Here is an 11,823-nt window from a genome sequence, read left to right as displayed (position 1 = left end):
ATTTTAAATAATTACACCTATAATTATAACAATTAATATATATGCATTATCATTATATTAAACTTAAGATAATTGAGATAAAGAGTATTGTCGTTAATATAAATTGAGTCCATTGGATAAACTTGACTCATGTTATGTCTTGCGTAGAAGGATCTAAACACACTTAACTTCGAACTTTCATTAACACATTAATTTTGTCCGACTAAATGAGCGATTTTTGATAGAAAAATATCTTTACTTGTTTAAAAAATTACTCAATTTGATAACAAACGATTGAGTAAGTAAGTACCCTCAAAAAGCAACGATTATCTTATTATGCGGCGAATTTAGTACTTTAACATTAAAAGGAAATAATTATGCACCCTAGATTTTTTACATCATGCACTCCCCGTCTTCCGGAAAGATTTCCAGAAAAATGCCCCCCAAAAGTTTTGCATTCATGGTTTGATAATGGCGCAAAAAAATTTAATGAGGAAATTGCACGCTGGAAAGAGCTCGGGCGTGAAAATGATTTCAATAATCAGTTTATAAGTTCATATATAAATAATAATATCAGCACCTACCAGAATATATCAAATGGTTTACATAATAATATTAATACAATACATGATTTATTAATTGAAAACACATCAAGAATGCCGCTTTCGGAAAGTTTAGACACATTATTAGTTATGGGACAGTTATTTGAAAGTGAATATAACAGAATATTCGCAAATATACCTTTGTTTGCAAACCTCTTTAAAGCAGCCCTAATACAATATATAACAAACAATAACACACTACTAATTGAAATATATAAAAACGCTCTAAATAAAATTCATAATAAAGAGGCCATAAGTTTCATTATTCAGAATATTTTTACTCAATCGATAGATGATCCCTGCTTTTACGAACCGTGCAATTTACATTTTTTACTTGATATCGCTAACAATTATGTCTTTTCTTTTAAAAAAGAGATGTTATTATCAGAACCACACTTACAAAACTCATTCCTGGAAATAATCAATCATTTTAATAATGATGAAGACAAAATAAGAGGTATTATTTTATTTATTTCTTATCTTGAAAATCTAGCTATTAAAATCAAGATTAACTTAAAGGATTTCCTGGAGAAGCTAAGATTTTCTAATATAAAAATTAAGATTGAACTCTATACCCATTTATTCAAAGCATTACCTGAAATAAAAGGGAGCGATATTATATCACTATATTTTACTATTGAATCAGCCTATAAAGAAGATATGCCAAAACAATTAACTGAACTATTAAATTTAGTTACAAACATTCCTGACATTGAAGATAAATTTCAATTCATAACTAAATTGGGTCATGCATACTGCCTCTCCGGAATTAATCTTTCAGATTACTCAACCTTTCTTTTAAAATTATTTCAGGATACTAAAGTAAACAGATTATGTGATTATTATAAGTTAAGAGTTCCTGGTGAACCAGAGTATAAACTTAGAATACCTTTAGATGGGTTGACATTTCAAATGCTTAGTGAACTGTACAGAGTATCGCCAGAAAACGTTTTCATTTTCGATGAACTTTTTCGAGAAATGATTGATTTCAGCACATTCGAAGGACGAGTGAGTTATTACAACACCATACTTTATTTAATAAACCAGAATACCGAAAGCATCAATAAAATAAATCTATTTAGCCATTTGATTAAACGTCTTCCATTATGTAATTTCAAAACTTAAGACTTTGAAACAAGATTAATACTTGCATTGCCTGAGTTAACAATCGAGCATGTGAATAAAACCGTATTAGAATATTTAAACGAGCTTACTGATATGTACAAAAGAAAACCATATTTAATTCTCACTGACCATGATAAATATTTTAGCTTTATCAAATATGCATTTAACAATGGAAATATTAAGATATCAAATGCCTTGATTGACGTCATAGAGAAAATAAATACAGAAAATCCTACTTCCCAGAGAACAAAAAGAAATCTTTCTGTATTAACGCAACCATTCAAAACATGCCAAATTTTATGAATAACGTAAATAAGTAATGAGTTTTAGTTTAGCACATCAACGTACCAGAGCCGCTTGCAACTCTGGTACGCTTCCTTTTTCACCAGTGTAACTGCACTATGCATGTTAACTGCTTTTGAACATAACAAGCGAAACCGAGCATTTTCCCATCTCCAACATCACGAAGCCGCAATGAACAATTCACGCAGCTGATGCAACTGGTCACGAATTTGCGCCGCTTCTTCGAACTCCAGATTCTGCGCGTGTTGCATCATTAGCCCTTCCAGTTCATGGATTTTCTGCTGCAACGCTTTAGGCGACATATCCATCGGCACATTATCCGGCTCAACAATCGGTCGCGATTTTCCTCTGCCCTTCGCTTTGGTTTTAGCAATGTTCTGCCCCAGCGCCAGGATATCGACCACTTTCTTGTTCAAGCCTTGCGGCGTAATGCCGTGTTCCTCGTTGTACTTCTGCTGTTTCTCGCGGCGACGTTCGGTTTCGCCAATCGCTTTCGCCATTGATGGGGTGATCTTATCGCCGTAGAGAATCGCTTTACCGTTAACGTTACGTGCCGCACGACCAATGGTCTGGATCAACGAACGTTCGGAACGCAGGAAGCCTTCTTTGTCGGCGTCGAGGATCGCCACCAGCGAAACTTCCGGCATATCCAGACCTTCGCGCAGTAAGTTGATCCCTACCAGCACGTCGAACTCACCCAGACGCAAGTCGCGGATGATTTCCATGCGCTCGACGGTATCGATATCTGAGTGAAGATAACGCACACGCTCGCCGTGTTCTTCGAGATATTCCGTAAGATCTTCCGCCATCCGCTTAGTCAATGTTGTGACCAGCACGCGTTCGTTAATTGCCGCTCGCTGGCGAATCTCCGAAAGAAGATCATCAACCTGTGTTGCCACCGGTCGCACTTCGATAATCGGATCAAGCAATCCGGTTGGACGTACGACCTGATCCACCACATCACCACCGGATTTTTCCAGCTCGTAATTACCCGGCGTCGCCGAAACATAGATGGTTTGTGGCGCTAATGCTTCGAACTCTTCAAACTTCAGCGGACGGTTATCCAGCGCTGATGGTAGGCGGAAACCGTACTCCACCAGCGTCTCTTTACGCGCCCGGTCACCGCGATACATACCGCCAATTTGTGGAATGGTGACGTGAGATTCATCGACGACCAGCAACCCATCGGCAGGCAGGTAATCAAACAGCGTCGGCGGTGGCTCACCTGGTCCACGGCCGGAGAGGAAGCGTGAGTAGTTTTCAATGCCCGAGCAATATCCCAGTTCGTTCATCATCTCCAGGTCAAACTGGGTACGCTGAGTCAGCCGCTGCTCTTCCAGAAGTTTGTTGTTCTCTAACAGCACCTTGCGTCTGGCGGCCAGTTCTTCTTTAATTTCTTCCATCGCCTGCACAATGCGCTCGCGCGGCGTGACGTAGTGCGTTTTCGGGTAGATGGTAAAACGTGGAATAGTAGAAACAATCTGCCCGGTTAGCGGGTCAAATAACGACAATCGTTCAACTTCCTCATCAAACAGCTCCACGCGAAGTGCAATGTCATCCGATTCTGCCGGGAAGATATCAATCACCTCGCCACGAACGCGGAAAGTACCGCGCTGGAAGGCTTGATCATTCCGGGTGTATTGCAGCTCCGCCAGTCGACGCAGGATCGCGCGCTGATCGATAATCATACCGACCGTAAGATGGAGCATCATTTTGAGATATAAATCAGGATCGCCCAGACCATAAATCGCGGAAACAGACGCTACCACAACTACATCACGCCGCTCCAGCATCGCTTTGGTGGCGGACAAACGCATCTGCTCGATATGTTCGTTTACCGAGGCATCTTTCTCAATGAAGGTGTCGGAACTCGGAACATAGGCTTCCGGCTGATAGTAGTCGTAGTATGAGACGAAATATTCCACCGCGTTTTCCGGGAAGAACTCTTTCATTTCGCCGTACAGTTGAGCCGCCAGCGTTTTGTTGGGCGCCAGTACCATGGTTGGGCGCTGAAGGTCAGCAATGACATTGGCGATGGTGAAGGTTTTCCCGGAGCCAGTTACACCGAGTAACGTCTGGTGCGCCAGGCCATCTTCCAGCCCCTCTTCGAGACGTCGAATCGCCTCTGGCTGATCGCCAGAAGGTTTAAAAGCGGAATTCAGTTTGAACGGTTTACTCATGAGTCGCTACCTGAAGGAGTTGGGCGGGCAGGTATGTAATTTTACTCGTCGTACTTAATTATGCCAACAAATTATACTGGATAAAAAAACAGTTCCCCACCATAATATTTCTGTTACAGCGTAAACTCCGCTGTCAATCATGAGCAAAATTTACTCTGTGGCGAGATAAAACTCCGGCCTTACGGGGTTATCCCCAAAGCAACGGCTTTTTTAACATTTGTCAAGATGAGTGATGACAGTTTTATGGCAAGAGATGCCTCTTCAGTGACTGCCATTGCAATTATCTAACCAGTTAAAAAATAAAAGATATTTCTTTGAGCCGTCTTTAACGCCAATTCGCGTGCAAGCCGCGTATTCTCTCGCTTGCCTCGTGTTTTCTAACTCTAATACACATGGTTATCCACAGGAATAGTGGATAACTGTCTGCAGCCCCTATCCCCCGCCGCCTGGGCAATTCCCACATTCACCGCATGATGCGGAAGTAAAATTTTTTTCGTGATTATTTTAGAATTTAATTGGTTAAATTGCAGTCAACCGAAGACGCGATCTCGCTCGCAATTTAACCAAATACAGGATGGCTACAACAAGGCAAGGTTTATGTACTTTCCGGTTGCCGCATTTTCTGGATTTTCTGCAAGCCAGGGAATTTCGCCCAGCAGCGGCGCGGGAATCATGCGGGTGAGCGTGGTCATATATTCAGCGTGACGTTTTCCAGGAGGCGTGACATCATTCGCCACCCAACCCGCCAGAGTGAGTCCGGCGTGTTGTATTTCCTGTGCCGTCAACATCGCGTGATTAATACAGCCGAGTTTCACACCAACTACCAGTATCACCGGCAGTTGTTCCTGTGTTACCCAATCCGCAAAAGTGAAAGTGTCAGAAAGCGGCGTAAACCAGCCGCCAGCACCTTCCACTAACACCCAGTCAGCCTGTTGTTCAAGCGCGCGTAATCCAGCGCTCATTACCGATGATTCTATCGGCCTGCCCTCTAGCGCGCTAATGATGTGCGGCGAAGTGGGTTCTGCAAAGGTGTAAGGATTTACCGTTGCGTAATCCAGCTGCAGGCTGCCGTTGTGCTGTAACGCCAGCGCGTCACTATTACGTAAGCCGTCCGGGGTCTTTTCGCTGCCAGAGGCGACCGGTTTATAACCTGCCGTCCGATAACCTGCTGCCTTCGCGGCTTGTAAAAGTGCACAACTGGCGACAGTTTTCCCCACTTCGGTATCCGTTCCGGTGACAAAATAACGTTTACTCACGAGCAATCACTCCCAAAAAAAGATGATACGTCAGAGGATATCGCCCCTGTTGTTGCGGCCAGGCCAGTTGCAATCGCTGCAACTGCGAACGCGTTAATATTCGTGGGTAGCGCCCTTCATGAAGATGCGTTGCACCGATGCCTTTCAGCGAACGCATGGCACTGAGCGCATCATCAAACCAAAGCGTGATGGGCAGAATATGGTATTGATAATTAACGCCGTTCAGCGACTGTTCGATTTCATCTGGCGGTAAAAAGCGATTAGCATGCGGGCGCTCGTCCACCGCCTGCCACGCCTGATGCAGTTCGGGGAGCGATCCCTGCACCAGCGTGGTAAACGCGACCACGCCTCCGGGGCGCACCACGCGATACAGCTCGCGAAGTGCCGTGGATAAATTACCGCACCACTGCACCGCGAGATTGCTCCATGCAAGATCGAAGGTTGCAGTCGCTAACGGCAGGGATTCGATATCTCCCGCCAGATAATGGTCTGCGGCATCCTTCTGGCGTGCCTGAACAAGCATTGGCGGCGAGAGATCTAACGCTGTCACCTGCGCGTGACGTTCCCGCCAGTGGCGACTCATCCAGCCAGGTCCACAACCCGCATCCAGTACGTGGGTGTATTTACGCTGTGGGAGCATTGCCAGTAAGACGTCAGCACTCTGGCGCTGTAGATCCGCATGTTGCTCATAATGTGCGGCTGCCCGACCAAATGCCGCAGCAATGGCTTGTTTATTAACCGTTGCCATGCAGCACCTCCAGCAGACGGTCGATATCCTGCATTTCATGCGCGGCGGTTAGCGTTAAGCGCAGTCGCGCAGTACCAGCGGGTACGGTTGGCGGGCGAATCGCCGTGACCCAGCAGCCTTGCTGGCGCAGTTTTTCTGCCAGTTGTAACGCACGGCTGTTATCACCGACAATCAATGGCTGGATGGCGCTGTATGAATCAGCAAGCGTAAACGGCAAATCCTGTACTCCGGCACGAAAACGCGTAATGAGTGCCGCCAGTTTTTCGCGCCGTGCATCACCCTCATCACTGCGAATGACCGCCAGCGACGCACGTAATGCCTGCGCCTGAGCGGGCGGCATACTGGTGCTGTAAATAAGATGGCGGGCAAATTGCAGTAGATAATCCGCCACCGTATCGGAGCAAAGCACCGCTGCCCCGCTGACGCCAAATCCTTTGCCAAAAGTCACCACCAGAAGTTCCGGTTTCACCTGCTGTTGCCAGCAGCTACCGCGCCCCTGTTCACCGATCACGCCCGTGCCGTGGGCATCGTCGACCATCAACCAGCCGTTGTGCTGTTGCGTTACCTGCTGGATTTCCGCCAGTGGCGCACTATCGCCGTCCATGCTGAACACGCCTTCTGTCACCACCAGTTGCTGCCCCGGACAGGGGGAAGCAAGCAGTCGCGCCAGATGAGCGACATCGTTATGGGTAAAACGGCGAAGCTGCGACGGGCTTAAACTGGCAGCTTCCAGCAATGAGGCGTGACTCAGCCGATCGGCAACAATACGGTCCTCTTTCGCCGTCATCGCGGTAATGACTGCCTGGTTAGCGGCAAAACCAGAGATAAACAGCAGTGCCCGCGAATAGCCCAGCCACTCGGCCAGTTCTTCTTCCAGCGCCTGATGCGCCACGCTATAACCGCTGACGTGACCGGAACCGCCGCTACCGACGCCAAATTGCTCCGCACCCTGCTTCCATGCACGGATGATGTGCGGATGATGACTTAAACCTAAATAATCGTTACTGGAAAAGTTCAGATACTGGCATTCATCCGCCACCAGCCAGCGTCCGGCCCCTTGCGCCACCGGATAACGGCGACGCAGGGCATCGGCAGCACGCCGCGCATCGAGCGCCGCGTTGATTTTCTCCTGCCAGCTCATAGTGCTGCCGCGTTGTAATATTCGTCAGTGTCCGGGGTCATCAGCGCCTGTTCAAGACGTTGCTGTTGTTCGTTATCGCCCGCCAGCACTGCGGTTTGCTGCGGATTTAACCCCAGTTTGCGGAACAGTTGCAGGTCTTTATCTTCTTCCGGATTCGGCGTGGTCAGCAATTTGCAACCGTAGAAAATCGAGTTTGCGCCAGCCATAAAGCACATCGCCTGAGTCTGTTCGTTCATCTGCTCGCGTCCGGCAGAAAGGCGCACGTAAGAGGTCGGCATCATGATCCGCGCGACTGCAATAGTGCGAATAAAATCAAAGGCATCGACATCATCGTTATCCGCCAGCGGCGTGCCTTTCACCTTCACCAGCATGTTGATTGGTACGCTTTCCGGCGGCGTCGGCAGGTTTGCCAGTTGCAGCAATAATCCAGCGCGATCTTTTACCGTTTCGCCTAAACCCACAATGCCACCTGAGCAGACTTTGATCCCGGCATCGCGCACTTTTTCCAGCGTATCGAGACGTTCCTGATAAGTGCGTGTGGTGATGATATTGCCGTAAAACTCCGGCGAGGTATCGAGGTTGTGGTTGTAGTAATCCAGCCCGGCATTCGCGAGGCGCTGCGCCTGAGATTCACTCAACGTGCCCAGCGTCATACACGCCTCCAGGCCCATCGCTTTTACCCCCTGCACCATCTGCTCCAGATAGGGCATGTCGCGTTCGTGGGGGTTCTTCCACGCCGCGCCCATGCAAAAACGCGTCGATCCCGCCGCTTTCGCTTTGCGCGCCGACTCCAGTACCTGTTCAACTTCCATCAACCGCTCGGCTTCCAGTCCGGTTTTATAACGCGAGCTTTGCGGGCAGTATTTGCAATCTTCCGGACAAGCACCCGTTTTAATTGACAGCAAAGTACTGACCTGCACCTGACGAGGATCGAAATGCTGACGATGCACCTGCTGCGCTTCAAACAGCAGATCCAACAACGGTTTTTCAAATAATTCTGTGACTTGCGACAATGTCCAGCGTGGGCGGTGAGCCATGGGGCTTCTCCAAAACATGTTTTTTGTTGTTAATTCGGTGTAGACTTGTAAACCTAAATCTTTTCAATTTGGTTTACAAGTCGATTATGACAACGGACGATCTTGCCTTTGACCAACGCCATATCTGGCACCCATACACATCCATGACCTCCCCGCTACCGGTTTATCCGGTGGCGAGCGCCGAAGGTTGCGAGCTGATTTTGTCTGACGGCAGACGCCTGATTGACGGTATGTCGTCCTGGTGGGCGGCAATCCACGGCTACAACCACCCGCAGCTCAATGCGGCAATGAAGTCGCAAATTGATGCCATGTCGCATGTGATGTTTGGCGGTATTACCCATGCGCCGGCCATCGAGCTATGCCGCAAACTGGTGGCGATGACGCCGCAACCGCTGGAGTGCGTTTTTCTCGCGGACTCTGGTTCCGTAGCGGTGGAAGTGGCGATGAAAATGGCGTTGCAGTACTGGCAAGCCAAAGGCGAAGCGCGCCAGCGTTTTCTGACCTTCCGCAATGGTTATCATGGCGATACCTTTGGCGCGATGTCGGTGTGCGATCCAGACAACTCAATGCACAGCCTGTGGAAAGGCTATCTGCCAGAAAACCTGTTTGCTCCCGCGCCGCAAAGCCGCATGGATGGCGAATGGGATGAACGCGATATGGTGGGCTTCGCACGTCTGATGGCGGCGCATCGTCATGAAATCGCGGCGGTGATCATTGAACCGATTGTTCAGGGCGCTGGCGGAATGCGCATCTACCATCCGGAATGGTTAAAACGAATCCGCAAAATGTGCGATCGTGAAGGTATCTTGCTGATTGCGGACGAGATAGCCACCGGTTTTGGTCGTACCGGCAAACTGTTTGCCTGCGAACATGCGGGGATCGCGCCGGACATTTTGTGCCTCGGTAAAGCCTTAACCGGCGGCACGATGACCCTTTCCGCCACGCTCACCACGCGCGAGGTTGCGGAAACTATCAGCAACGGCGAAGCCGGATGCTTTATGCACGGGCCAACCTTTATGGGCAATCCGCTGGCCTGCGCAGCAGCAAACGCCAGCCTGGCGATTCTCGAATCTGGCGACTGGCAGCATCAGGTGGCGGCTATTGAAGGGCAGCTACGCGAGCAACTTGCCCCCGCCTGTGACGCCGAAATGGTTGCCGATGTGCGCGTACTGGGGGCAATCGGCGTGGTCGAAACCACTCGTCCGGTGAATATGGCGGCGCTGCAAAAATTCTTTGTCGAACAGGATGTCTGGATACGACCATTTGGCAAACTGATTTACCTGATGCCGCCCTATATTATTAGCCCGCAACAGTTGCTGCGCCTGACCGCAGCGGTTAACCGCGCGGTACAGGATGAAACATTTTTTTGCCAATAACGGGAAGTCAGCGTGAGGGTTTCTGGCTACACTTTCTGCAAACAAGAAAGGAGGGTTCATGAAACTCATCAGTAACGATCTGCGCGATGGCGATAAGTTGCCACATCGTCATGTCTTTAACGGCATGGGTTACGATGGCGATAATATTTCACCGCATCTGGCGTGGGATGATGTTCCTGCGGGAACGAAAAGTTTTGTTGTCACCTGCTACGACCCGGATGCGCCAACCGGCTCCGGCTGGTGGCACTGGGTAGTTGTTAACTTACCCGCTGATACCCGCGTATTGCCGCAGGGGTTTGGCTCTGGTCTGGTGGCAATCCCTGATGGCGTGCTCCAGACACGTACCGATTTTGGTAAAGCCGGATACGGTGGCGCAGCGCCGCCGAAAGGCGAAACCCATCGCTACATCTTTACCGTTCACGCGCTGGATGTAGAACGTATTGATGTCGATGAAGGAGCCAGCGGCGCGATGGTCGGGTTTAACGTTCATTTCCACTCTCTGGCAAACGCCTCGATTACTGCGATGTTTGGTTAATCACTCTGCCAGATGGCGCTATGCCATCTGGTATCACTTAAAGGTATTAAAAACAACTTTTTGTCTTTTTACCTTCCCGTTTCGCTCAAGTTAGTATAAAAAAGCAGGCTTCAACGGATTCATTTTTCTATTTCATAGCCCGGAGCAACCTGTGAACACATTTTCAGTTTCCCGTCTGGCGCTGGCATTGGCTTTTGGCGTGACGCTGACCGCCTGTAGCTCAACACCGCCCGATCAACGTCCTTCTGATCAAACCGCGCCTGGTACCTCTTCTCGCCCGATTCTGTCGGCAAAAGAAGCGCAGAATTTCGATGCTCAACACTATTTTGCGTCCCTGACGCCAGGTGCTGCAGCGTGGAATCCTTCCCCGATTACCCTGCCTGCGCAACCTGACTTTGTTGTCGGCCCGGCGGGTACTCAAGGTGTAACGCATACCACGATTCAGGCGGCGGTAGATGCGGCAATTATCAAGCGCACCAACAAGCGCCAGTATATTGCCGTGATGCCTGGTGAATATCAGGGAACGGTGTATGTCCCTGCCGCTCCGGGTGGAATTACTCTGTACGGTACAGGTGAAAAACCGATTGATGTGAAGATTGGGCTTTCCCTTGATGGGGGCATGAGCCCTGCCGACTGGCGTCACGACGTCAACCCGCGCGGCAAATATATGCCAGGTAAACCAGCGTGGTATATGTACGATAGCTGCCAGAGCAAACGCAGCGACAGTATCGGCGTTCTCTGCTCTGCGGTCTTCTGGTCACAAAACAATGGCCTGCAACTGCAAAACCTGACCATCGAAAACACGCTGGGTGATAGCGTAGATGCGGGTAACCATCCGGCGGTGGCACTGCGTACTGATGGCGACAAAGTGCAGATCAATAACGTCAACATTCTCGGTCGTCAGAATACATTCTTTGTCACCAACAGTGGTGTGCAAAACCGTCTGGAAACCAACCGTCAGCCGCGTACTCTGGTGACCAACAGTTACATTGAAGGGGATGTGGATATCGTTTCTGGTCGCGGCGCAGTGGTGTTCGATAATACCGAATTCCGCGTGGTGAACTCCCGTACCCAGCAAGAAGCGTATGTGTTTGCACCGGCTACGCTGTCAAACATCTATTACGGTTTCCTCGCCGTAAACAGCCGTTTCAATGCTTCTGGTGATGGCGTGGCGCAACTGGGCCGCTCGCTGGATGTTGATGCCAATACCAACGGTCAGGTGGTGATCCGTGATAGCGCCATCAACGAAGGTTTTAACACGGCTAAACCGTGGGCCGATGCGGTGATTTCCAATCGTCCGTTTGCGGGTAATACTGGCAACGTTGATGATAACGACGAAGTACAGCGTAATCTGAATGACACTAACTACAACCGCATGTGGGAATACAATAACCGCGGCGTGGGTAGCAAAGTGGTTGCAGAGGCGAAGAAGTAAAAGCGATTAACTTTTTGCCGGATGCGGCGTAAACGCCTTATCCGGCCTACAGTTCGATGCGATTCGTAGGTCAGATAAGATGCGTCAGCATCGCATCCGACAATAA

General features: G+C 49.1%; 9 protein-coding genes. 4 read left to right on the top strand and 5 right to left on the bottom strand.

Going from position 1 to position 11,823, the window contains the following annotated elements; all coding sequences use genetic code 11:
* Positions 1-356 precede the first annotated feature (356 nt).
* A complete protein-coding gene (locus tag BEB54_RS24065) occupies positions 357-1,706 on the top strand; it encodes a hypothetical protein (RefSeq protein WP_236943380.1) in 1,350 nt (449 codons plus the stop codon).
* 461 nt (positions 1,707-2,167) lie between these two features.
* Here the strand turns inward: BEB54_RS24065 and uvrB are convergent, their stop codons facing one another.
* The 5 genes from uvrB to bioB form a co-directional block, all read right to left on the bottom strand.
* Entirely contained in the window at positions 2,168-4,189 is a 2,022-nt protein-coding gene (gene uvrB / locus BEB54_RS24060) for an excinuclease ABC subunit UvrB (RefSeq protein ID WP_000042541.1), read from the bottom strand.
* Positions 4,190-4,767: 578 nt separating this feature from the next.
* Positions 4,768-5,445, bottom strand: coding sequence for a dethiobiotin synthase (gene bioD, locus BEB54_RS24055; protein WP_105277036.1), 678 nt, complete (start codon positions 5,443-5,445; stop codon positions 4,768-4,770).
* The gene (gene bioC / locus BEB54_RS24050; protein WP_105277035.1) at positions 5,438-6,193 is read right to left on the bottom strand and encodes a malonyl-ACP O-methyltransferase BioC; all 756 of its coding nucleotides are present in this window, start codon (positions 6,191-6,193) and stop codon (positions 5,438-5,440) included. The genes bioD and bioC overlap by 8 nt, the downstream gene beginning before the upstream one ends.
* Complete coding sequence (bioF, locus tag BEB54_RS24045) at positions 6,180-7,334, bottom strand: 8-amino-7-oxononanoate synthase (RefSeq protein WP_032302731.1); 1,155 nt, start codon at positions 7,332-7,334, stop codon at positions 6,180-6,182. The genes bioC and bioF overlap by 14 nt, the downstream gene beginning before the upstream one ends.
* A complete protein-coding gene (gene bioB / locus BEB54_RS24040) occupies positions 7,331-8,371 on the bottom strand; it encodes a biotin synthase BioB (RefSeq protein ID WP_000951213.1) in 1,041 nt (346 codons plus the stop codon). Before bioB ends, bioF begins: the two co-directional genes overlap by 4 nt.
* Before the next feature lie 86 nt (positions 8,372-8,457).
* Between bioB and bioA the strand changes: the two genes are divergently transcribed.
* The 3 genes from bioA to BEB54_RS24020 all read left to right on the top strand — a co-directional run bounded on the left by bioA (position 8,458) and on the right by BEB54_RS24020 (position 11,717).
* Positions 8,458-9,747 (top strand): adenosylmethionine--8-amino-7-oxononanoate transaminase, encoded by a 1,290-nt coding sequence (gene bioA / locus BEB54_RS24035; RefSeq protein ID WP_105277034.1) that lies wholly within the window; start codon positions 8,458-8,460, stop codon positions 9,745-9,747.
* Between the two features lie 58 nt (positions 9,748-9,805).
* The gene (locus BEB54_RS24030; RefSeq protein WP_105277033.1) at positions 9,806-10,282 is read left to right on the top strand and encodes a kinase inhibitor; all 477 of its coding nucleotides are present in this window, start codon (positions 9,806-9,808) and stop codon (positions 10,280-10,282) included.
* Positions 10,283-10,433: 151 nt separating this feature from the next.
* Positions 10,434-11,717 (top strand): putative acyl-CoA thioester hydrolase, encoded by a 1,284-nt coding sequence (locus BEB54_RS24020; protein ID WP_001091559.1) that lies wholly within the window; start codon positions 10,434-10,436, stop codon positions 11,715-11,717.
* Positions 11,718-11,823 lie beyond the last annotated feature (106 nt).

Source organism: Escherichia sp. MOD1-EC6021 (assembly GCF_002965245.1).
GTDB lineage: Bacteria > Pseudomonadota > Gammaproteobacteria > Enterobacterales > Enterobacteriaceae > Escherichia > Escherichia coli_F.
The sequence above is the reverse complement of the archived record's forward strand: the minus strand, read 5'-3'. Positions and strand labels throughout refer to the sequence as shown.

Excerpts from the sequence above, each read along its gene's own strand:
- BEB54_RS24030 (WP_105277033.1), top strand. The coding sequence starts at position 9,806 with ATGAAACTCATCAGTAACGATCTGCGCGATGGCGATAAGTTGCCACAT.
- BEB54_RS24065 (WP_236943380.1), top strand. The coding sequence starts at position 357 with ATGCACCCTAGATTTTTTACATCATGCACTCCCCGTCTTCCGGAAAGA.
- bioB (WP_000951213.1), bottom strand. The coding sequence starts at position 8,371 with ATGGCTCACCGCCCACGCTGGACATTGTCGCAAGTCACAGAATTATTT.
- bioC (WP_105277035.1), bottom strand. The coding sequence starts at position 6,193 with ATGGCAACGGTTAATAAACAAGCCATTGCTGCGGCATTTGGTCGGGCA.
- bioA (WP_105277034.1), top strand. The coding sequence starts at position 8,458 with ATGACAACGGACGATCTTGCCTTTGACCAACGCCATATCTGGCACCCA.
- bioF (WP_032302731.1), bottom strand. The coding sequence starts at position 7,334 with ATGAGCTGGCAGGAGAAAATCAACGCGGCGCTCGATGCGCGGCGTGCT.
- uvrB (WP_000042541.1), bottom strand. The coding sequence starts at position 4,189 with ATGAGTAAACCGTTCAAACTGAATTCCGCTTTTAAACCTTCTGGCGAT.